Raw genomic sequence first — 20,980 nt, 5'->3', positions numbered from 1 at the left:
CTGGCACCGTGCCAGACCCCTCCTCCTACCGCCCGGCGCCGGGGACCATTCCCACGGCGCCAGGCGTCTATCGCTTCCGCGATCCCCACGGCAGGGTCGTGTACGTGGGGAAGGCGAAGAGCCTGCGTTCCCGGCTCAGCAACTACTTCCAACCTCTCGGGGCGCTGCATCCACGGACCCAGCTCATGGTGACCACTGCCGCTTCTGTGGAGTGGACAGTCGTGCGCAACGAGGTGGAAGCTCTCGTCCTCGAACACACGTGGATCAAGCAGTTCGACCCCCGATTCAACGTGGTGTTCAAGGACGATAAGTCATACCCCTTCCTGGCCGTGACCATGAATGAGGCCGTCCCGCGCATGCAAGTGATGCGGGGCGACCGGAAAAGGGGCGTGCGCTACTTCGGCCCCTACGCCAAGGCGTGGGCCATTCGCGAGACGGTCGACACCTTGCTCACCGTGCTTCCCGTCAGGACGTGTGCGCCAGGGGTGTTTCGCAAAGCCGAGCGACAGGGCCGGCCGTGCCTCCTGGGCTACATCGACAAGTGCGCTGCGCCGTGCGTCGGCAGGGTGAGCGAACAAGAGCACAGGGAACTCGCGGAGCGAGTATGCCAAGTTCTCGCTGGCGATGCGAAGCCCCTCATCAGGGAACTCACTCGCACCATGGAAGCAGCCTCCGAACGCGAAGACTTCGAGGTGGCCGCCAGAGCGAGGGACCGTTTGCGCGCGCTCACCAGCGTCCTCGAGCGCAATGCCATGGTGTTGTCTCCTGGCGTCGACGTGGACATCTTCAGCTTGATTGACGACGAGTGGGAGGCCGCTGCGCACGTCTTCTATGTGCGTGACGGACGCATTACAGGTGAGCGCGGCTGGGTGGTCGACAAGCCGGAGCCCCTCGAGGTCGAACAGATGGTGGAAGCCTTGTTGCAGGAGGCCTACACGACGGCCGACTCCGTGCCGCCCGAGATTCTTGTCCCGGCTGCGCCGGCCGACGCCGACGCCCTGCGCGAGTACCTCAGAGGGGTGCGCGGGGCCCAGGTGAGCATCAAGGTGCCCTCTCGCGGCAAGAAGGCCGAGCTTGCCGAGTCAGGCAACCGCAATGCTCAGCAGGTCCTTGATCAGCACCGCCTCAAGCGTGCGTCAGACCTCACGACGCGTTCTGAGGCGCTGAGGGACCTTCAGGAGCACCTGGGGCTCACAGAGGCGCCCCTGCGCATCGAGTGCTACGACATCTCGCACACTCAGGGAACCAATCAAGTGGGCTCGATGGTCGTCTTCGAGGACGCCCTGCCGCGCAAGAAGGAGTACCGGCAGTTCTCACTCGCCGACGCCCTCGATGACACGGCGGCGATGAACCAGGTCCTCGCGAGGCGCTTCGCCCGCTACCTGGAGGAGTCTCGACTCCCTCCAGAGGAGCGAGAGACCGCGCGATTCGCGTATCCCCCTCAGTTGGTCGTCGTCGATGGCGGCCCGCCTCAAGTTGCCGCGGCCAGAAAGGCAATGGACGACGTGGGGGTTCCGGATATTCCGGTCGTGGGCCTCGCGAAGAGGTTGGAAGAAGTGTGGATACCAGGCGAGGAGTTCCCTGCGATCCTGCCGCGCGGTTCTGAGGCGCTGTATTTGCTCCAACGCGTGCGGGACGAGGCCCATCGCTTTGCCATCCGTCATCACCGAGCAAAGCGCGGCAAGGCCATGAAGTCCTCTGCGCTCGATGGCGTGCCAGGCGTCGGCCCCACGCGAGCGAAGGCGCTCTTGAGACACTTTGGCTCGCTACCCGCGCTCAAGGACGCTTCGATCGAGCAGATTGCGCGCGTTCCTGGAGTAGGAGACGCGACCGCTCGCGCGATTCACGCCAGTCTGCGAGGAGACAGTGGCATCCTTGAGGCATGACGGAAGAGGCTGACCCGGTTACCTACCCCTCGGGGATCCCCAAGCCCGCCTTCGACGCGCCTGCGGTCGCCCCAGAGGTGATGATCCTCACCGGCATGTCGGGCGCAGGGCGAACGCGGGCCGCCGCCGCCCTGGGGGATCTCGGCTGGTACGTCGTCGACAACCTGCCGCCGCAGTTGCTCGGCGGCTTGGTGGCCATGGTGGGAAGAGAGCCTCAAGACAGGCTCGCCGTCGTGGTGGACGTGCGCGGAGGCGACTTTTTCCAGGATGTCGAGGAGGTGCTCGATGATCTCGCCGTGCGCGGCATCGAGGTAAGGCTGTTGTTCCTTGACGCGTCGGACAACGCCTTGGTGCGTCGTTTCGAGGAGGCGCGGCGGCCTCATCCGCTGCAGAGCGACGGCACATTGCTCGAGGGGATTGGCAGGGAACGAGCACTGGTTCAGGCTCTGAAGGATCGGGCCGACGTGGTGGTCGACACCAGCGACCTCAACGTGCACCAGTTGCGGGATGCCATCACTGCAGAGGTGGGCCACACCGACCAGCCACTGTCGGTCAACGTCGTGTCTTTTGGTTTTCGCAATGGGTTGCCCTCCGACGCCGACTTCGTCGCAGACGTGAGATTCCTTCCGAATCCCCACTGGGTGCCGGCGTTGCGCCCGCTCACTGGCCTGGACAGCGCTGTGCGGGACCACGTGTTGTCTTCTGACGGGGCGCAACAGTTCCTCGATCACTACACCGAGATGCTGGAATCCGTCCTTGCCCTCTACCGGGCGCATGACAAGCACTCGGTGACGATCGCGATCGGCTGCACCGGAGGTAAGCACCGGTCAGTGGCGATGGCGGAAGAGATCGGCAGGAGGTTGCGCGAACATCGCGACCAAGTGCGGGTCACCCACAGGGATCGGCCAACGGAGTGAGACCTGCATCTGTCGTGGCGCTGGGAGGAGGCCACGGGCTGCACGCGAGTCTGAGCGCGCTGCGACATGTGACCGACGACCTCACTGCCATCGTCACCGTTGCCGACGATGGCGGATCTTCCGGCCGGCTGCGCGAAGAGCTCGGCATTGTTCCTCCAGGGGACTTGCGCATGGCGCTCAGTGCGCTGTGCGAAGAAGGGGAGTGGGGCCGGGTGTGGCGCGACGTGCTGCAAACGCGGTTCTCGACCCCTGGACCGCTCGATGGGCACGCGCTCGGAAATCTCTTGATTGCCGGACTGTGGGAACGCACAGGGAATGTCGTTGAGGGTCTCGAGTGGGTGGCTCGCTTGTTGCGTGCGGAGGGCAGGGTGTTGCCGCTCGCAGAGGAGCCTTTGCAGATATCCGCGCTTGTCGACGGTGGTTCGGTGTCCTCCGTGGCCTATGGCCAGGTCGCCGTGGCCACCGCCGGCGGTCGCATCTCCGCTTTGAACATCGAGCCGTCTCATCCGCGAGTCCCACAAGTGACGCTCGATGCGATCGCCGGTGCATCGGGTGTGGTGCTCGGGCCAGGGTCTTGGTACACCTCGGTCTTGGTGCACTTCCTGGTCGAGCCCGTGGCGCAGGCCCTGGTGGAAGCGGGAAGCAAGACCGTCCTCACGCTCAACATTGCCCACGAGGACCTCGAGACAGAAGGCTGCGACAGGGTCGATGACGTGCGCGCACTCAGAAGGCTAGAACCCGCTTTCCGTCCAGCCGTCGTGTTGGCGGACGTGTCCCACGGTCGGGACCGGGCACTCATTGCGGAGATCGAACAGTGGGGTTCGCGGCTCGTGGTTCACGACATGAAGAGGACCGATGCCCTGGATCGGCACGATGTCGCGAGACTTGCAGAGGCCTATTCGCAGGCTCTTGGGGGACTTCCGGACTGAAGCGAGGCCGCCGAGATGGCAGGATAGGCGCCATGGCGCTGACGGCACAGGTGAAGGATGAACTGGCGCGTGTCGCCGTGGAGAGAGTCTCGTCTCGCAAGGCGGAGATTGCGACGACGCTGAGATTTGCCGGCGGGCTCCACATTGTGTCGGGGCGGATCGTGATCGAGGCGGAGCTCGACACCGCTGCGTCGGCACGCAGACTCCGCACGTCTATCCACGAGGTATACAACCTCGGCTCAGAGATCATTGTGGTGTCAGGTGGCGCGCTGAAGCGAGGCAACCGGTACGTAGTGCGTGTGGTGAAGGAGGGGGAGTCACTGGCGCGTCAGACGGGTTTGCTCGACCACAGGGGTCGGCCAGTGCGCGGGCTGCCTCCGCAAGTCGTCGGAGGGTCCATCGAAGATACGGTCGCCGCGTGGAGGGGCGCCTTCCTTGCCCACGGTTCGCTCACGGAACCCGGCCGGTCCGCAAGCCTGGAGGTCACCTCGCCTGGCCCTGAGGCCGCGCTGGCTTTGGTCGGGGCCGCTCGCAGGCTCGGCATCACGGCAAAGTCGCGCGAAGTGCGCGGCGTTGACAGGGTTGTCATTCGAGATGGCGATGCCATTTCTGGACTGCTCGCGAGACTTGGTGCGCATGACTCGGTGCTGGAGTGGGAGAACAAGCGCACGAGGCGAGAGGTCAGAGGCACCGCGAATAGGCTCGCGAACTTTGATGACGCGAACCTGCGCCGCTCCGCCCAGGCTGCTGTAGCTGCTTCGGCGAGAGTCGAGCGGGCCTTCGAAATCCTCGCCGACGAGGTTCCCGAGCATTTGCGTGAGGCAGGCACTTTGCGCATGGCTCACCGTGACGCCTCGCTCGAGGAACTGGGCCGGTTGGCCACCCCGCCTCTCACAAAGGACGCCGTAGCAGGCAGGATTCGCCGATTGCTCGCTACCGCTGACAAGAAGGCGAAGGACCTGGGAATTCCCGATACAGAGGCGGGAATCAACCAAGAATTGCTGCGATACGAATGACCGTCGACGCGCCCGCCCAAGGGCGCGTGTGAGGGACCTTTGTCGCGCGCATTTGGCGCATCCCAAGTAGTAGGGTTGCAGTAGTGGCCCGCGCAAGTGGAGCCCCGCGCCGTAGTGCGCAGACCCGAATCCCCAAACGCGCCACGACGCGCGAACCGAGGAGAAAAAGTGACCATCAAGGTCGGAATCAACGGCTTCGGCCGCATTGGACGAAACTTCTACCGCGCCATCGTGGCGTCGGGCGCCGACATCGAGATTGTCGGTGTCAATGACCTCACGGACAACAAGACGCTCGCGCACCTGCTCAAGTACGACACCGTTCTTGGCGTTCTTCCCGCGACGGTCACCTACGACGACGAGAACATCATCGTCGACGGCAAGGCGATCCGCGCCCTCGCTGAGCGCGACCCGAGCAACCTTCCCTGGGCCGAGCTCGGTGCCGACATCGTGATCGAGTCGACCGGATTCTTCACGGATGCCACCAAGGCCAAGGCGCACATCGACGCCGGTGCCAAGAAGGTCATCATCTCGGCGCCCGCGTCGAACGAGGACGGCACCTTCGTCGTCGGCGTGAACCACACCGACTACGACGCCGCCACGCAGCACATCATCTCGAACGCTTCCTGCACCACCAACTGCCTGGCGCCCGTCGCCAAGGCCCTCAACGACGCCATCGGCATCGAAAAGGGTCTGATGACGACGATCCACGCCTACACGGGTGACCAGAACTTGCAGGATGGTCCGCACAAGGACCTGCGCCGTGCACGTGCGGCCGCGCAGAACATCGTCCCGACCTCGACCGGTGCCGCCAAGGCTGTCGCCCTGGTGCTTCCCGAGCTCAAGGGCAAGCTGGACGGCTTCGCGATGCGCGTTCCGACCATCACAGGTTCCGCGACGGACCTGACCTTCACCGCTTCGCGTGAGGTCACCGTCGACGAGGTCAACGCAGCGGTCAAGGCCGCCGCTGACGGCGCCATGGCCGGAACCCTCGAGTACACGGAAGACGACATCGTGTCTTCCGACATCGTGGGCAACCCTCACCAGAGCATCTTCGACGCCAAGCTGACCAAGGTCTCCGGCGACATGGTGAAGATCGTCGCCTGGTACGACAACGAGTGGGGTTACTCCACGAGCCTCGTGAAGCTGACGCAGTACGTCGGCGAGCGCCTCTAACATTCCCGTGAGAAACGTCCGCACACGCGCATCTGCGTGTGCGGACGTTTCTCTGTCACGACTAAGGAACACACATGCTGAAGACGATTGACAGCTTGGGCGACCTCACCGGCAAGAAGGTGTTGGTCCGCTCCGACCTCAACGTGCCGCTCGATGGCACCACGATCACCGACGACGGCCGCGTGCGCGCATCCGTTCCCACCATTGAAAAGCTTCTCGCCGCGGGCGCAGCCGTCATCGTGACCGCGCACCTCGGTCGGCCGAAGGGCGCGCCAGAGGACAAGTACTCGCTCGCACCCGCAGCCGCGCGTCTTGCGGAACTGCTTGGCAAGCCTGTCTCTCTTGCCTCTGACCTGGTCGGCGACTCTGCCAAGGCCACCGTCGCTGCCCTCGAGCCCGGCCAGGTGGCAATGCTCGAGAACGTGCGCTTCGACGCTCGTGAGACGTCCAAGGTCGACGCCGAGCGGGAGGAGTTGGCCTCAGAGCTTGCTGCTCTTGCCGACGCCTTCGTGTCCGACGGCTTTGGCGTGGTGCACCGCAAGCAGGCTTCCGTGTACGACATCGCGAAGGTCCTTCCCGCAGCAGCAGGTCTGCTCGTGCAGAAGGAGGTCGAGTCGCTCAGCAAGGCCGTGACAGACCCCGCTCGCCCGTACGCCGTCGTGCTCGGCGGCTCGAAGGTTTCCGACAAGCTGGGCGTCATTGCCAACCTGCTCACCAAGGCCGACCGCCTCCTGATTGGTGGAGGAATGGTGTTCACCTTCCTGAAGGCGAAGGGCTACGAGGTGGGCAGCTCGCTGCTCGAGGACGAGCAGCTCGACACCGTCAAGGGATACCTCAAGACTGCCGAAGAGAACGGCGTCGAGATTGTGTTGCCGACCGACATCGTTGCGGCCGCCGGTTTTGCCGCTGACGCGGAACACGACGTCGTTGCAGCCGACGCGATTCCCGCAGACCGCATGGGCCTCGACATTGGCCCTGATGCCGCCAAGTTGTTCGCTTCCAAGATTGTGGACGCCGAGACCATCGTGTGGAACGGCCCGATGGGCGTGTTCGAGTTCGATGCCTTTGCGGGCGGCACCAAGGCAGTTGCACAAGCGATGATCGACTCTGATGGCTTCTCCGTCGTCGGCGGCGGTGACTCCGCTGCGGCCGTCAGGATCCTCGGATTCGACGAGGCCGGATTCGGTCACATTTCCACGGGTGGCGGCGCGTCGCTCGAACTTCTCGAAGGCAAGACCCTCCCCGGTCTCGCCGTGTTGGAGGGCTGAGTCATGGCACGGACACCACTGATTGCAGGCAACTGGAAGCTCAACCTCGATCACCTCGAGGCGACGCACACCGTGCAGAAGCTTGCGTGGCTGCTGCGCGACGCGAAGCACGACTTCTCGGCAGTGGAGGTGGCGGTACTCGCCTCGTTCACGTCGCTGCGGTCGGTGCAGACGCTCGTCGACGCTGACAAGTTGGACCTCAAGTACGGCGCACAAGACATTTCCGCGCACGCGTCAGGCGCTTACACGGGAGAGGTCGCTGGTAGCCAACTCGCGAAGCTCGGCTGCGACTACGTTGCCGTCGGCCACTCCGAGCGCCGTCAGTACCATGCCGAGACGGACGAGGTGGTGGCCGCCAAGACCAAGGCGGCCTTCGACAATGGCATCGTTCCGATCGTCTGTGTGGGTGAGGGTCTGGACATTCGCAAGGCCGGCGACCAGGTGGCATACACCTTGGCGCAGGTCGATGGCGCTCTCAAAGACCTGCCAGCAGACAAGGCGAAGGATGTCGTCATTGCCTACGAGCCCGTGTGGGCCATCGGCACTGGCGAGGTCGCCACTCCCGCAGATGCTCAGGAAGTGTGCGGAGCGATCCGTGGTCGCCTCGCGGAGTTGTATGACGCTGAACTCGCCGCCGGCGTACGCGTCCTGTACGGCGGCTCGGTGAAGTCAGGGTCGATCGCGCAGCTGATGGCTGAGGTCGACGTGGACGGCGCCCTGGTGGGAGGCGCAAGCCTTGATCCTGAGGAGTTCGCCAAGATTGCGCGCTTCCAGGAGCACGTCACGGCCTAATGCTCGTGTGGCCCCCGTCGCGCCGTATGCGCGGCGGGGGCACCATGGCATTTCGCGCTGCGCCGCCCGCGCCGCCTCGTGCGTCGCGTATCCTGGTGCCAACGACTTGAGAGTTCGAGGAGAACTGTGCAGATTCTGACGACAGCCCTGTGGGTGCTTCTGGTTGCGACGAACGTGCTGATGATCGGTCTGGTGCTCGTGCACCGTGGCCGCGGCGGGGGTATCACGGACGTATTCGGCGGAGGCATTGCTTCCGGTATCCAGAGTTCCGCTGTGGGTGAGCGCAACCTTTCCCGCATCACCTGGGGCGTTGCGATCACGTGGGCGATGTCGATCGTGCTACTTGGACTCATCGCCAAGTACGTCAACTAGCCACGCAAAGAAGCAAGGGGTAGGACACCATGGCAGGTGGTAACGCAATTCGAGGCTCGCGTGTTGGCGCTGGCCCATTGGGAGAAGCAGAGCGCGGCGAGTCAGCACCACGGGAGGTGTTCTCCTACTACTGCGCAAACGGGCACGTGACGCGGCCAAGTTTCGCCACTGGTGATGACCGCGAGATTCCAGCGGAGTGGGATTGCCCTCGCTGCGGCTTGCCGGGTGGACTTGACCCCGACAACCCCCCTGAGCCGTTGCGCAACGAGCCGTACAAGACCCACCTTGCCTACGTCAAGGAACGCCGCACTGACGCCGAGGGGGAGGCGCTCTTGCAAGAGGCGCTCGACTCGCTGCGCGCCCGGCGCGCCTTCGTCGCAGCGGAGTAGCTCAGACACTCGTTTCGCTTTCGGTGGCGCGGGAATGGACCGGCGCCGAGCGTTGCTGACATGAGTGGAGGTTCACCCATGTTGATTGAGATCGAGTATTGCGTGCCCTGCGGCTACCTGAGCCGCGCGACGGAGGCTCAGACGCGTCTGCTAGAGGAGTTCGGTAACGCCATCGACGGAGTCACCCTCAAGACAGGGCGCAAGGGCGTGTTCACGTTCCGCGCGGATGGCGAGACGATTTACTCGAAGCCGGAGGAGTTCGACCTCGACCACATCGTTGGCGTGGTCAAGGCGATGCTTCCAGCCAGCGAGACGCTCCAGGCCGAAGGCCGCGAACTTCTGATGGGCAAGAAGCACTGAGTCGCCGCAGTCGAACCGTAGAGGGGGCTTTCGCGAGTTCTCTCCCAGGGAGCACCCGGGCGCGCCGCTCTGAGAGGCCCTAGATGCGCGTTGACGCCGCAGCGTCGATGAGCCACAGCGTGCGTTCGGTTCCCGACACGACAGCGGCTGGCACGTCGCGATCTCCAGCGAGCGCGCGACCGACGGCGTCGGCCTTCGCTTCGCCGGCTGCGACGATCCAGACCTCGCGGGCCCTCCTGATGGAGTCAAGCCCGAGGCTGACCCGCGTGTCAGGCGGCTTGGGGGAGTCGTGAACCGGCAGCACCTCCGCTTGTGCCCCTGAGAGGAAGACGGGGTGCCCAGGGAAGAGTGAGGCCACGTGACCATCCGGACCCATGCCGAGCATGACAACGTCCCATACAGGGGTGCCGTTGGCGGAGATCTCGTCGGCGTAGGCCTCTGCGGCCGCCTCAGCGCTGAGGAACTCGCCGGAGGCGGGCATCCGGTGAATGTTGTCCTCTGGAAGGGGCATGGCTCCTAGGAGCGCCTCTTGAGCCTGGCCCTCGTTACGTTCGGCATCACCTGCGGCGACGAATCGCTCATCGCCCCACCACACGTGAACGCTCGTCCAGTCGATGATGCGGGCAAGCGGGGACGCGGCAAGAGATGCGAGCAGGCCGATGCCGACGCTGCCGCCCGTCAGCACGACGTGAGCGACGCCTCTCATGGCAATCGTGTCGGTCAGGGTGACACCGAGGCGGGCGGCTGTCGCGTCGGCGACGGCCTGCTGGTCTGGAAAGACGACGACGTTTCGCATTAGCAGTGCACAATCTCGTGGAGGGCCTCGCCGTACACGGGGTCATCATCCATGCGCCGGAGCTCTTCCGCAAGGCATTCGCTGAGCGAGCGCGAGGGCAGGGTGATGACGTGGTCGGGTTGGCCTGGCTGGCTCAGGGTCGCATTGAGGCCGTCTGGGCGACGAATGCCGATTTCTCCTGCAGGCGTGTCGAGGCAGACCGACACCAGGCCGGTTGCCTCGGGGTCGTACGTCGCCTCGAAGTCACAACCGAGAGTGCTTCGCAGCCACGCGCCAAACAGGAGGATGGAGGGCGAGTTGACGTCTCCGTGCAGCCTCGCCTTGGTGACGCGCTGATCGGTCATCTGCTCGAGGGCCGAGGCGAGGAGGGCACGCCATCGCGTCACTCGCGTCCACGCGAGGTCGGTATCTCCCGCGCGATAGCCATCGGACAGCGAGCACAGTACAGCGGCAGGATTGCTCGCACCCTTGGTGTCGGTAATGCGCCGCTGCGCCATGGCGCCAAGGCCCGCTGCCGACGGCACGAGAGGGACGACGCTCGGCCACCACGCCACGATCGGCGCATCGGGAAGCAAGAGGGGAGTGATGAGCGTGTCGGCATGCTCCATCGCGGACACCGGCGGGCGCAAAACGACGACTTCGGAAGCGCCCGCGTCGCCCCCGACCCTGATCTGCGCATCAAGCGTCGAGGAGCCCTCTTGAGGAGCAAGCACCACAATGCGGCATGGGTGCTCGCGCGACGCGACGTTAGCGGTGCTGATGGCCTCTTCAGCGTCGGCGTCCGTCGCGTCGATCACGAGTGTCATGACGCGTCCGAGCGTGATGACCCCGCCCTCCTTGCGCAAGCGCAACAACTGAGCGTTGATGTCTACCGTTGTGGTGGAAGGAAGTTCGAGAATCATGGACGCCTCCAGACGCGACCGTCTCGCGCCATCATCTGGTCGGCTTGCGCCGGCCCCCACGTGCCGGAGCGGTATTGCTCCGGTTGACCTTGAGTGGACCAGAATTCCGTGATCGGATCAAGAATCTTCCACGACAGGGCGACCTCTTCATGGCGGGGGAAGAGCGGGGGATCACCGAGGAGCACATCAAGGATAAGCCGCTCGTACGCTTCTGGAGACTCGTCCGTGAAGGCATTGCCGTAGGCAAAGTCCATAGTGACGTCGCGCACCTCCATCGCGGTTCCCGGTACCTTCGAACCGAATTTGAGCGTGACGCCTTCGTCAGGCTGAACCCTGATCACGAGCGCGTTCGTGCCGACGTCGGAACCCTCGATTTGCTGGAAGTAGGGCGAAGGCGCCTTCTTGAAGACGAGCGCGATCTCCGTCACCCGCCTGCCAAGTCGCTTTCCTGCCCTTAAGTAGAAAGGAGTGCCGTTCCAGCGCCTGTTGGGGATATTCACCTTGATGGCAGCGTAGGTCTCCGTGGTCGAGTCCTGAGCGATGCCTTCCTCGTCAAGGTACGCGCCCACATGTTCGCCGCCGCGCCAACCAGCGGCGTACTGGCCCCTTGCCGTCCCGAGTGCGAGATCATCCGGGAGTGCGACAGCACGCAGCACCTTCTCCTTCTCGGTGCGCAGGTCCACTGCACCGAAGGAGGCAGGCTCCTCCATCGCCGTGAGGGCCAAGAGTTGCAGGAGGTGATTCTGGATGACGTCTCGCGCGGCACCGATGCCGTCGTAGTAGCCGGCCCTGCCCCCGATACCGATGTCTTCCGCCATCGTGATCTGCACGTGATCGACGTACTGCGAGTTCCAGATCGGTTCAAACAATTGGTTCGCAAAGCGCAAGGCGAGCAGGTTCTGCACCGTCTCCTTGCCAAGGTAGTGATCGATTCTGAAGACTGCGTCGGGTGGGAAGACATCGCTGACGACCTGGTTGAGCTGGTCGGCAGTCTCCAGGTTGTCGCCAAAGGGCTTCTCAATGACGACCCGACGCCACGTGTTTTCTTTGGGGTCTGACAGTCCGGAGTTGCGAAGCTGAGTGATGACCTGGGGGAAGGCCGACGGCGGGATCGACAGGTAGAAGGCGTGGTTTCCGCCTGTGCCGCGTTCCGCGTCGAGCTCCTCGACAGTGCGCCGCAACTCGGCAAAAGCCTCCGGGTCATCGAAGGTGCCCTGGACGAACCGGATTCCCGCCGAGAGCTGCTCCCAGGTTTCCTCACGCCACGGCGTGCGCGCGTACTTCTTCACCGAGTCGTGAACGACTTCAGCAAAGTCTTGCTTGTCCCACTCCCTGCGAGCGAAGCCAGTGAGCGCGAACGCCGGAGGCAGAAGCCCCCTGTTCGCGAGGTCGTACACGGCGGGCATCAACTTCTTGCGCGCAAGATCGCCCGTCACACCAAACATGACGAGCCCGCAAGAGCCTGCGATACGGGGAAGACGGCGATCACGTGGATCGCGGAGGGGGTTGACCACTGGATTAGCCTCCGAGGACTGAGATCACGCGAGCCACGTCAGACGGCGACGAGACGGTGAGGCGCAAAAGGGGACGGTTGTGGTTGATCAGTACGTTGGCGTCGCCGACGGCTTGGGCGTGCATCACTTGGCCAAACGTGAAGGGGCGGCCTGGTATTTCCATGTCTTCGCCGAGGCTGCCGGTCATCTGGATGAAGGCGCCCGCAGCGGGACCTCCTTTGTGGACCTGACCGACACAGTGTTGGTAGCGCGGGCCCCAGCCAAAAGTGACAGGGATCCCGACCTTTCGAGAGAGTCGTGCGCGGACTCCGGGGACGTCCGAGAACTCATCGCTGTTGAGGAACGCCACGAGTGCGAGGTATCCGCCGGCAGGCACAGCGGCCGTGATCGCCGCGACGGCGTCGTCGAGGCTCTGGACGCCGTCGAGCAAGCCAGGAGAGCCCGTGACGCCGACGCTGCCATCAACAAAGTCGAACGGGTCCGGCCGTGCCGGGGCGTCGAGTAGGGCGATCGCTGCTTGAGTCGCGGATTCAACGCGCGGCGCGTCAAAAGGGTTGATGCCGAGCAACCGTCCCGCGATAGCCGTCGCGTACTCCCACAGGAGGATCTGACCACCGAGAGTTCCAGCCACCCAGATCGCGTGACCTTCCGGTTCGCCTTCGAAGTCAAGCGGGACGAACCTGGTGTCGAGGGTTCCATCGAAGGTGGTGTCCGCCGCGTCCGCCTCCGCAACGACGGGAACGATGCCGACGCCGTCCTTGCCGGTCGAGGAGGCAATGAGCTGCTCCACCCAGTCAGCGAAGCCAACGAGCCCCGAATCGTGGTCGGACAACACCATGTACCTGCGGTGAGCGCCGCCCATCGCCGCGCCAAGCACGATGGCCGGGTTGGCGGCGTGGTCCTCGGCAAGGGAGTCGGCGACTGCTTCCGCCTCGTCAAGCAGTTCCGACACCGGCACGCCCGCGAGAGCGACAGGCACTAACGTGGCAGCGCTCAACGCCGAGAAGCGATCGCCGATGGTCGGTTCTGATGTGAAGACGGCGCGATAGCCCACGTCGGTCGCGTGGCGGTGAAGAGCGGAGTGTTGATCAGCCACCGCGACCAGGTGTCTGCGCGGGTCGAGACCAGACTCCTCGAGAGCCTCCTCGAAGAGGCTGAGCAGAAATTCGGCTTCGACCGTGCCTTCTGGAGCGGAACACGCCACGACGAGCGTGCTCTCCAGATCGTGCTCAAGCACCGACCGCAACTGAGTGGGTTCGGTCGAGTCGACCACCGTCAGGGGCACGCCGTACGTGGCACAGATGGCCCCAGCGCTAACGGCAGACCCGCCCACGCCGACAAGCACGACCCGCGTCAGGCCCTCTCCGCGCACATCGGAGTACAGGTCCTCGAGCTCGCTGACGAGCGAGCGCGACGTGTAGGGTGCCGCGACCCACCCCAGATGGGTGGCGGCGCTCTCTTCCACCAAGGGGCCCCACAACGTGGGGTCCGCAAGCGCGATACGGGAGGCAACTTTGTCGGCGACCATGGTCTCCGTGAGCACTGAAGCTGCTTCGGCGGCATCGCCCGCCACTGTCACCGCGAGGTGGGCCTCGTCACCGAGGCCCACCCACGTGGACAGGAACGTGCTCACGCAGAGGCCTCGAGGGACTCCTTGGCCTTAGAGACGACGTTCTCAGCGGTGAAACCGTACTTCTGGAGCAACTTGTCGCCCTGAGCCGACTCGCCGAAGTGGTCGAGGCCGACGACGCGTCCTGCGTCACCGACGATCTCGCGCCAGCCGAGCGGGGAGCCAGCCTCGACAGAGACGCGTGCCTTCACTGACGAAGGAAGCACGGTCTCGCGGTACTCGGCATCCTGACGCTCGAACAACTCGCGACACGGCATCGAGATGACCCTGGCCTTGATGCCATCCTTTGCCAGCGCTTCGCGCGCTGCCACGGCGACCTGCACTTCGGAACCGGTCGCGATGAGCAGCACGTCGGCATCCTCGTCGGCACCGGCAAGAACGTAAGCGCCCTTGGCGAAGCCCTCGGCCGACGTGCCCTCGAGTGTTGGCACGTTCTGGCGCGTCAGGATGAGCCCGCACGGGCGGTCCTTCGTCTCGAGAGCGTGCTTCCAGGCCCACGCGGTCTCGTTAGCGTCGGCTGGACGCACGATGTCGATCCCTGGGATTGCGCGCAGCGTCGCGACGTGCTCGACCGGCTGATGTGTGGGGCCGTCCTCGCCAAGTCCGACCGAGTCATGGGTCCACACGAAGGTGGTGGGGATACCCATGATGGCCGCGAGGCGTACCGAGCCGCGCATGTAGTCGGAGAACACCAAGAAGGTTCCGCCGTAAGCACGCGTCAACCCGTGCAGCGTGATGCCGTTCAGAATGGTGCCCATGCCGAACTCGCGGATACCGAAGTGCAGCGTGCGGCCGTACCACGTGCCTTCCCACGACTTCACCGAGCGGTGAGGCGGAAGGAAGGAAAGCTCGCCCTTCATCGTGGTGTTGTTCGAACCAGCGAGGTCGGCTGATCCACCCCACAGTTCAGGGAGAACCGGCGCCAGAGCGGTCAGCACCTCTCCTGACGCGGAGCGAGTCGCTACCGACTTGCCGACCTCGAACGTGGGCAGCGCGTCGTCCCAGTTCTGGGGAAGTTCCTTGGCGAGCAGGCGCTCCAGCAGTTCTGCGCGTTCCGGCTGCTCTGCTTGCCACTTTGCGAAGTGACTGTTCCACTCCGAATGAGCGGCTTGACCGCGGTCGCGCACCGACTGCATGTGCGTGAGAACCTCCGGCTCGACGGCGAAGTCCTGTTCGGGATCGAAGCCGAGCACCTTCTTGAGCCCTGCGACCTCTTCTGCACCGAGTGCCGAACCGTGAACACCGCCGGTGTTCTGCTTGGAAGGCGAGGGCCAGCCGATGATGGTCGACAACGCGATGATCGAGGGCTTTCCCGTCTCGGCCTTCGCGTTGTTGATCGCGTCGAGCAGAGCGTCGGTGTCCTCTTCATAGCCGTCAGGGGTAACCCAGTCGACGCGCTGAGTGTGCCAGCCGTACGCCTCGTAGCGCTTTAGCACGTCTTCGCCGAAGGCGATGTCGGTCTCGTGCTCGATCGAGATCTTGTTGTCGTCCCAAATGACGATGAGGTTCCCGAGCTCTTGCACTCCCGCGAGGGCGGCGGCCTCGTGGGTGACACCCTCTTGCAGGTCGCCGTCAGAGGCGATCACGTAGATGTGGTGGTCAAACACCGACTCGCCTGGCGCGGCGTCAGGATCGAGGAGACCGCGCTCACGGCGAGAAGCCATCGCCATTCCGACGGACGAGGCGAGACCGGAGCCAAGCGGGCCCGTCGTAATCTCCACGCCAGGGGTGTGGCCGTATTCCGGGTGGCCCGGCGTTTGAGAGCCTTCGGTGCGCAACTGCTTGAGGTCGTCGAGGCTCATGGGATAGCCGGACGCGAACAACTGCAAGTACAGGGTGAGGGACGAGTGCCCACACGACAGCACGAAGCGGTCCCGGCCCAGCCAGTTCGGGTCCGACGGGTCATGCTTCATGACATTCTGGAACAGCAGGTATCCGGCAGGTGCGAGCGAAATGGCCGTGCCAGGGTGGCCATTGCCCACCTTTTCCACGGCGTCGGCGGCGAGCACACGGAGCGTGTCAATCGCGCGGGTGTCGAGGTCAGTCCATCCAGTGGCCACGGTTCTCCCTTGTCACGTTGTAGGGCGGCCCTCCCAGCCTACCGGCGCTCACGGTCCAGGGAGCGCGCGAGTGGACGGTTGTTCGCGCAGAGCCCACGTACAATCGAGGTATGCCGTCAGCCTCGACGACGCCAACCGACGTCCCAGCTCCCTCTGTGGGACGAGTGATCCTGGCGACTCGAGTGATCAAGGCGTACGTGTCCCTCACCAAGCCGCGCATCATCGAACTGCTGCTGGTCACGACCCTCCCCACGATGGTGCTTGCGGCGGATGGTTGGCCAGGCGCTTGGCTCATGACGGCGACCATGATCGGCGGCACGTTGTCTGCTGGATCGGCGAACGCCTTCAATAGTTACCTTGATCGCGATATCGACGCCGTCATGAAGCGCACCCAGAGCCGACCGCTCGTCACGGGGGCTGTGTCTGCGCGCGCGGGACTCACCTTCGCTTGGGTGCTTGCCGCCGTCTCGACAGCATGGTTCTGGTGGCTGGTGGGATCGCCCCTTGCGACCGCGCTATCGATCGTCGCGATCCTCTTGTACACCGTCGGCTACACGATGCTCCTCAAGCGTAGAACGTCCCAGAACATCGTGTGGGGAGGCGCCGCTGGTTGCATGCCAGTGTTGATCGGCTGGGCGGCCGTCAACGAGTCACTGTCGTGGACGCCTGTGGTGCTGTTCCTGATTATCTTCCTGTGGACGCCGCCTCACTATTGGCCCCTCGCATTGAAGTTTCGCAAGGACTATGAGCACGCCGAAGTGCCGATGCTTCCCGTGGTCGCCAGCCCCGTGAAGGTTGCGAAGCAGATGGTCGCGTACGCCGCCGCCATGGTCGCCGTCTCGCTGGTGCTCGTTCCCCTCGCCTCAATGACGTGGATCTACGCCGTTCTCGCGCTCGGGTTCGGCGTGTGGTTCGTTGGTGGTTGCTTCGCGCTGTACAAGCGCACCATGGACGGCTCAAAACTGAGGTCCATGCGCCTGTTCCGAGACTCGATCATGTATCTCTCCGTCGTCTTTGGTGCCATCTTGGCCGACCCCTTCTGGCCGGATTCGCTCACGGTGTGGCAGGGCTAGGACTCGAGCGGGAGCTCGCCACCTACCTCGCTCACGTTACGGTCGAGCGGGGACTGTCTCACCACACCGTGTCGGCCTATCGTCGCGATCTTGGCCGCTACAGCCAGTTCCTCGCTGCCCAAGACATCGCGTCCATTGCCGACGCGACGCCCGCTCACGTCGCCGACTTTGCCCAGGCCGTGTCATCGGGAGAGGACGGTCGTACGGCACTCGCCCCTGCGTCGTCCGCGCGCACGGTGGTGGCCGTGAGGGGCTGGCATCGCTTCGCCGTTGCCGAGGGGTGGACCATCGATGACGCCTCGCTTGACGTCAAGCCACGCACCGCACCCGCACGCTTGCCAAAGGCTCTCAGCACTGACGCCGTCGAGGGCCTCCTCGAAGCGGCGGCCGTTGGCGAAGGGCTCGGCCCGCTGCGGGATAGGGCGTTGCTCGAGGTGCTGTATGCCTCTGGCGCTCGGGTCTCAGAGGCCATCGGCCTTGACATCGACGACGTGTCACTTGAGCCAGGAGCGGAGGCGGTGCTGCTCAGGGGCAAGGGGCGCAAGGAGCGCGTCGTTCCCATGGGCCACTACGCCGCCGATGCCGTCAACGCCTACGTGGTGAGAGCGAGGCCTGCCTTGGCGGCTGCGGGAAAGGGAACGCCCGCGTTGTTCCTCAACACCAGGGGAGGGCGGCTCAGTAGACAGAGCGGCTGGACCATCATCAAGGCGGCAGCTGAGCGCGCTGGTATCGAGAACGTGTCGCCCCACACCTTGCGGCATTCCTTCGCTACCCACCTGTTGAGGGGCGGCGCTGACATCAGGGTGGTACAGGAACTGCTCGGCCACGCGTCCGTCACGACCACGCAGGTGTACACGCTCGTGACGAGGGACGCTTTGCGTGAGGTCTACCAAACCGCGCACCCGCGTGCCCGCGGCAGTGCGACCCCTCGTCCGGAGTAAGGTGAGCGACGTGACCGAGTTCCCCGCACCCCCTGCTCTCGACGGCACAGGTCCCGCAAGGATTGTGGCCCTGTGCAACCAAAAGGGCGGCGTTGGCAAGACCACCACCTCGGTGAATCTTGCGGCCGCGTTTGCCGAGTACGGCCGCAAGGTCCTGTTGGTCGATTTCGACCCTCAAGGCGCGGCATCTGCAGGCCTTGGCATCAACTCTCACGAGCTGGACACGACGGTCTACGACCTTCTGATGGGACCCAAGATCGACACGGCGAGCGTGATCGTGCCCACCTCGATTGAGGGACTTGACGTGTTGCCAGCCAACATCGATCTGTCCGCCGCCGAGGTGCAGTTGGTCGGGGAGGTCGCCCGCGAGAGCGCCTTGGCCCGCGCCTTGCGCGGGGTGGAGGACGACTACGACCTCATTCTGATCGACTGCCAGCCTTCGCTAGGCCTGCTCACGGTCAATGCCTTAGTGGCGGCGCATGGCGTCGTGATTCCCTTGGCGTGCGAGTACTTCGCTTTGCGCGGCGTCGCGTTGCTTGTGGACACCGTGACCAAGGTGCAGGACAGGCTCAACCCGAAGCTCACGATGGACGCGATCGTGCCGACGATGTACGACCCGCGCACTCTTCACGCTCAAGAGGTGGTGGAGCGGGTGCGAGACGCTTTCGGCGACCGCGTGACCGAGACCATGATTGGCCGCACCGTGAAGTTCCCCGACTCGTCGGTAGCGTCGGAGTCAATCCTCACCTTTGCGCCAAAGCACGCCGGAGCAGAGTCTTACCGTCAACTGGCCCGCGAACTGGTGGCGCGCGGGGTGGCGGCCTGAGGTGACTGCCGCCGTTGATGGGGCACGCAGCGCCTTTGAGGTGCACCTGCCCAATTTCGAGGGGCCCTTTGATCTGTTGCTGAGCCTGATCTCCAAGCACGAGATGGAGATCACCGACGTGGCGCTGGCCATCGTGACCGATGAGTTCCTCATGGCGGTGAGGGCTCGCGAAGGCGATTGGGACCTTTCACAGGCCTCCGAGTTTCTGGTCGTGGCCGCCACGTTGCTCGATCTCAAGGCAGCGCGGCTCCTGCCGCACGGCGAGGTGGACGACGCAGAGGATCTTGCCCTCCTCGAGGCGAGAGACCTGCTGTTTGCGCGGTTGCTTCAGTACAGGGCCTTCAAACAGGTCGCCGGTGGTCTCGAGAAGCTCATGGAGGCACCGCGGCGGGTGCCGCGTGACGTCTCCCTCGAGCCGCACTTCGCCATGCTGCTGCCCGAGTTGGTGTGGCGGGCCACTCCTGAGGACCTTGCTCGCCTCGCGGCTCACGCACTCCAGCCAAAGCCCCAGGAACTTGGCGTGTCCCTCGCACACCTGCACAATCCCAAGGTGAGCGTGCGCGAGCAAGCTGCGCTCATCTCTAGCCGCCTGCAACGTGCAGGCGCGATCACTTTTCGCTCGCTCGTGGCGGACGCCGACCACGTGGGCATGGTGGTGGCGAGGTTCTTGGCGCTGCTCGAGCTCTTTCGCGAATCTGCTGTGGCTTTCGAACAGGTACGCTCTCTCGGCGAGCTCACTGTGCGTTGGACAGGGGCGCGCGACGACGTCCAGGTCAGCGGCGAGTTCGACGGCGTCGAAGAAGTCTCAGAGGAGACCACCCCATGAGTGTTCAGGTGCGGCCAGCCCTCGAGGCCATCCTCATGGTGGTCGACGAGCCGGTGACCGCGGTCGATCTCGCTACGGCGCTCGACGTCCCTGAGCCGCAAGTGACCGATGCCTTGCACGCCCTCAAGGACGAGTACGCCAACCCTGACAACCCTCGTGGCTTCGAACTCAGGCAGGTCGGTGGCGGATGGCGTATTTACTCCTCGCCTCTCTTTGCCGACGCGGTGGGTGCGTTTGTGGTTGACGGGCAATCGGCAAGGCTGTCGCAGGCCGCGCTGGAGACCCTTGCGGTGGTCGCGTATCGCCAGCCAGCGACTCGTGGTCAGGTGTCCCAGATTCGCGGCGTTAACGTGGACTCAGTGATGAAGACGCTTCTTGCGCGTGGACTAGTGACCGAGGTGGGGGAAGTGGGAGGTGCCGTGCAGTACGGCACGACCACGGAATTTCTGGAACGGATCGGACTGAGTTCATTGGAAGACCTGCCGGCGTTGGCCCCCTACCTGCCCGACCTTGATGACGTGGACGAGGCGAACTGATGGGCGACCTGGAGATCTACCGTCCCGAGGGAGTGCGCCTTCAAAAGGTGCTCGCCCAGGCGGGCGTCGGGTCCCGGCGCAAATGCGAAGACCTGATCACGGCAGGCAAAGTGCAAGTCAACGGTGAGGTCGTCGATCAACTAGGCGTACGCATCGACCCCGATGAATGCACCATCAAGGTTGAAGGAAGGCGTGTCTCCGTCGACACGCAGTTGATCACGGTGGTCCTCAATAAGCCGAAGGGCATCGTGAGCACCATGAGCGATCCCGACGGCCGTCCATCGCTCGAGCAGTACGTCAAGGACTACGAAGAGCGACTCTTCCACGTAGGAAGGCTGGACGCCGACACCACGGGCGTGTTGCTGCTCACCAACGACGGCGATCTTGCGAACAAGCTCGCTCATCCCACCCACGGCGTGTCAAAGGTGTACGTTGCCAAGGTTCAGGGCAGGGTCAACAAAAGCATCTGCACCACGATGCGTCAGGGAATCGACCTGGACGACGGCCCAGTGCGCGCCGTCGAGTGCAGGATCCTTGATGCCACCGACCATCACTCGCTCGTCGAGGTCGTGATGCACGAGGGCCGCAATCGCATCGTCAGGCGCATGTTCGATGCGGTGGGGCACCCCGTGATCGACCTGGTGCGCACCAAGTTTGGGCCCATCAGCATTGGCACCCTTCAAGCAGGGGAGCAGCGTCGGCTCAGCAACACAGAAGTAGGCCTTCTTCAGCAAGAAGCCGGACTGTAGGTCGCGGCGGGGCGACGCGGCACTC

21 protein-coding genes are annotated in these 20,980 nt (G+C 64.3%); 16 read left to right on the top strand and 5 right to left on the bottom strand.

Going from position 1 to position 20,980, the window contains the following annotated elements; genetic code table 11:
- Positions 1 to 8 precede the first annotated feature (8 nt).
- The 10 genes from uvrC to LGT36_RS05275 all read left to right on the top strand — a co-directional run bounded on the left by uvrC (position 9) and on the right by LGT36_RS05275 (position 9,102).
- Positions 9 to 1,886 (top strand): excinuclease ABC subunit UvrC, encoded by a 1,878-nt coding sequence (gene uvrC / locus LGT36_RS05320; protein WP_226264466.1) that lies wholly within the window; start codon positions 9 to 11, stop codon positions 1,884 to 1,886.
- Positions 1,883 to 2,803, top strand: coding sequence for an RNase adapter RapZ (gene rapZ, locus LGT36_RS05315; RefSeq protein ID WP_226095040.1), 921 nt, complete (start codon positions 1,883 to 1,885; stop codon positions 2,801 to 2,803). Before uvrC ends, rapZ begins: the two co-directional genes overlap by 4 nt.
- Positions 2,800 to 3,732 carry a uridine diphosphate-N-acetylglucosamine-binding protein YvcK gene (gene yvcK, locus LGT36_RS05310; protein WP_226095034.1) on the top strand — a complete coding sequence of 311 codons (933 nt, stop codon included), beginning with the start codon at positions 2,800 to 2,802 and terminating at the stop codon, positions 3,730 to 3,732. The genes rapZ and yvcK overlap by 4 nt, the downstream gene beginning before the upstream one ends.
- 32 nt (positions 3,733 to 3,764) lie before the next feature.
- Positions 3,765 to 4,748 (top strand): DNA-binding protein WhiA, encoded by a 984-nt coding sequence (gene whiA, locus LGT36_RS05305; RefSeq protein ID WP_226095032.1) that lies wholly within the window; start codon positions 3,765 to 3,767, stop codon positions 4,746 to 4,748.
- Positions 4,749 to 4,916: 168 nt separating this feature from the next.
- Complete coding sequence (gene gap / locus LGT36_RS05300) at positions 4,917 to 5,921, top strand: type I glyceraldehyde-3-phosphate dehydrogenase (protein ID WP_226264386.1); 1,005 nt, start codon at positions 4,917 to 4,919, stop codon at positions 5,919 to 5,921.
- Between the two features lie 77 nt (positions 5,922 to 5,998).
- Entirely contained in the window at positions 5,999 to 7,189 is a 1,191-nt protein-coding gene (gene pgk, locus LGT36_RS05295) for a phosphoglycerate kinase (protein ID WP_305881768.1), read from the top strand.
- 3 nt (positions 7,190 to 7,192) lie between these two features.
- The gene (gene tpiA, locus LGT36_RS05290; RefSeq protein ID WP_226264438.1) at positions 7,193 to 7,981 is read left to right on the top strand and encodes a triose-phosphate isomerase; all 789 of its coding nucleotides are present in this window, start codon (positions 7,193 to 7,195) and stop codon (positions 7,979 to 7,981) included.
- A gap of 126 nt (positions 7,982 to 8,107) precedes the next feature.
- Positions 8,108 to 8,353, top strand: coding sequence for a preprotein translocase subunit SecG (gene secG, locus LGT36_RS05285; RefSeq protein ID WP_226095115.1), 246 nt, complete (start codon positions 8,108 to 8,110; stop codon positions 8,351 to 8,353).
- Between the two features lie 29 nt (positions 8,354 to 8,382).
- Positions 8,383 to 8,742, top strand: coding sequence for an RNA polymerase-binding protein RbpA (locus LGT36_RS05280; RefSeq protein WP_226095114.1), 360 nt, complete (start codon positions 8,383 to 8,385; stop codon positions 8,740 to 8,742).
- A 78-nt stretch (positions 8,743 to 8,820) separates the two neighbouring features.
- Positions 8,821 to 9,102 (top strand): SelT/SelW/SelH family protein, encoded by a 282-nt coding sequence (locus tag LGT36_RS05275; protein ID WP_226095113.1) that lies wholly within the window; start codon positions 8,821 to 8,823, stop codon positions 9,100 to 9,102.
- Positions 9,103 to 9,181: 79 nt separating this feature from the next.
- On the opposite strand, the gene pgl is transcribed toward LGT36_RS05275, so the two are convergent.
- The 5 genes from pgl to tkt are packed head-to-tail and all read right to left on the bottom strand — an operon-like array spanning position 9,182 to position 16,004.
- Positions 9,182 to 9,898 carry a 6-phosphogluconolactonase gene (gene pgl / locus LGT36_RS05270; protein ID WP_226095112.1) on the bottom strand — a complete coding sequence of 239 codons (717 nt, stop codon included), beginning with the start codon at positions 9,896 to 9,898 and terminating at the stop codon, positions 9,182 to 9,184.
- Positions 9,898 to 10,800, bottom strand: a complete 903-nt coding sequence (locus tag LGT36_RS05265) for a glucose-6-phosphate dehydrogenase assembly protein OpcA (RefSeq protein WP_226095111.1) — start codon at positions 10,798 to 10,800, stop codon at positions 9,898 to 9,900. The genes pgl and LGT36_RS05265 overlap by 1 nt, the downstream gene beginning before the upstream one ends.
- Complete coding sequence (zwf, locus tag LGT36_RS05260) at positions 10,797 to 12,314, bottom strand: glucose-6-phosphate dehydrogenase (protein WP_226095110.1); 1,518 nt, start codon at positions 12,312 to 12,314, stop codon at positions 10,797 to 10,799. Before zwf ends, LGT36_RS05265 begins: the two co-directional genes overlap by 4 nt.
- Before the next feature lie 4 nt (positions 12,315 to 12,318).
- A complete protein-coding gene (locus LGT36_RS05255; RefSeq protein WP_226264440.1) occupies positions 12,319 to 13,947 on the bottom strand; it encodes a glucose-6-phosphate isomerase in 1,629 nt (542 codons plus the stop codon).
- Positions 13,944 to 16,004, bottom strand: a complete 2,061-nt coding sequence (tkt, locus tag LGT36_RS05250; protein WP_226264441.1) for a transketolase — start codon at positions 16,002 to 16,004, stop codon at positions 13,944 to 13,946. The genes LGT36_RS05255 and tkt overlap by 4 nt, the downstream gene beginning before the upstream one ends.
- 110 nt (positions 16,005 to 16,114) lie before the next feature.
- Here tkt and LGT36_RS05245 point away from each other — a divergent pair, with 110 nt between their 5' ends.
- Genes LGT36_RS05245 through LGT36_RS05220 form a run of 6 tightly spaced genes read left to right on the top strand, consistent with a single transcriptional unit; the run spans position 16,115 to position 20,955 of the window.
- Positions 16,115 to 17,077: a heme o synthase gene (locus tag LGT36_RS05245; protein ID WP_226095167.1), complete on the top strand. Its 963-nt coding sequence runs from the start codon at positions 16,115 to 16,117 to the stop codon at positions 17,075 to 17,077.
- The gene (locus LGT36_RS05240) at positions 17,065 to 18,018 is read left to right on the top strand and encodes a site-specific tyrosine recombinase XerD (RefSeq protein ID WP_226095168.1); all 954 of its coding nucleotides are present in this window, start codon (positions 17,065 to 17,067) and stop codon (positions 18,016 to 18,018) included. The genes LGT36_RS05245 and LGT36_RS05240 overlap by 13 nt, the downstream gene beginning before the upstream one ends.
- 1 nt (position 18,019) lies before the next feature.
- Positions 18,020 to 18,844 (top strand): ParA family protein, encoded by an 825-nt coding sequence (locus LGT36_RS05235; RefSeq protein WP_226095169.1) that lies wholly within the window; start codon positions 18,020 to 18,022, stop codon positions 18,842 to 18,844.
- A gap of 1 nt (position 18,845) precedes the next feature.
- On the top strand, positions 18,846 to 19,670 hold the full coding sequence (locus tag LGT36_RS05230; protein WP_226095170.1) for a ScpA family protein: 825 nt from the start codon (positions 18,846 to 18,848) through the stop codon (positions 19,668 to 19,670).
- Positions 19,667 to 20,206 carry an SMC-Scp complex subunit ScpB gene (gene scpB, locus LGT36_RS05225; protein ID WP_226095171.1) on the top strand — a complete coding sequence of 180 codons (540 nt, stop codon included), beginning with the start codon at positions 19,667 to 19,669 and terminating at the stop codon, positions 20,204 to 20,206. Before LGT36_RS05230 ends, scpB begins: the two co-directional genes overlap by 4 nt.
- Positions 20,206 to 20,955, top strand: a complete 750-nt coding sequence (locus LGT36_RS05220; RefSeq protein ID WP_226095172.1) for a pseudouridine synthase — start codon at positions 20,206 to 20,208, stop codon at positions 20,953 to 20,955. The genes scpB and LGT36_RS05220 overlap by 1 nt, the downstream gene beginning before the upstream one ends.
- Positions 20,956 to 20,980: the final 25 nt, after the last annotated feature.

The organism is Demequina sp. TMPB413 (assembly GCF_020447105.2).
GTDB lineage: Bacteria > Actinomycetota > Actinomycetes > Actinomycetales > Demequinaceae > Demequina.
This window is presented reverse-complemented; position numbering and strand designations above follow the sequence as displayed.

Coding starts and splice junctions, on each gene's coding strand:
- rapZ (WP_226095040.1), top strand. CDS start 1,883: ATGACGGAAGAGGCTGACCCGGTTACCTACCCCTCGGGGATCCCCAAG.
- whiA (WP_226095032.1), top strand. CDS start 3,765: ATGGCGCTGACGGCACAGGTGAAGGATGAACTGGCGCGTGTCGCCGTG.
- tpiA (WP_226264438.1), top strand. CDS start 7,193: ATGGCACGGACACCACTGATTGCAGGCAACTGGAAGCTCAACCTCGAT.
- LGT36_RS05280 (WP_226095114.1), top strand. CDS start 8,383: ATGGCAGGTGGTAACGCAATTCGAGGCTCGCGTGTTGGCGCTGGCCCA.
- LGT36_RS05275 (WP_226095113.1), top strand. CDS start 8,821: ATGTTGATTGAGATCGAGTATTGCGTGCCCTGCGGCTACCTGAGCCGC.
- pgl (WP_226095112.1), bottom strand. CDS start 9,898: ATGCGAAACGTCGTCGTCTTTCCAGACCAGCAGGCCGTCGCCGACGCG.
- LGT36_RS05265 (WP_226095111.1), bottom strand. CDS start 10,800: ATGATTCTCGAACTTCCTTCCACCACAACGGTAGACATCAACGCTCAG.
- LGT36_RS05245 (WP_226095167.1), top strand. CDS start 16,115: ATGCCGTCAGCCTCGACGACGCCAACCGACGTCCCAGCTCCCTCTGTG.
- scpB (WP_226095171.1), top strand. CDS start 19,667: ATGAGTGTTCAGGTGCGGCCAGCCCTCGAGGCCATCCTCATGGTGGTC.
- LGT36_RS05220 (WP_226095172.1), top strand. CDS start 20,206: ATGGGCGACCTGGAGATCTACCGTCCCGAGGGAGTGCGCCTTCAAAAG.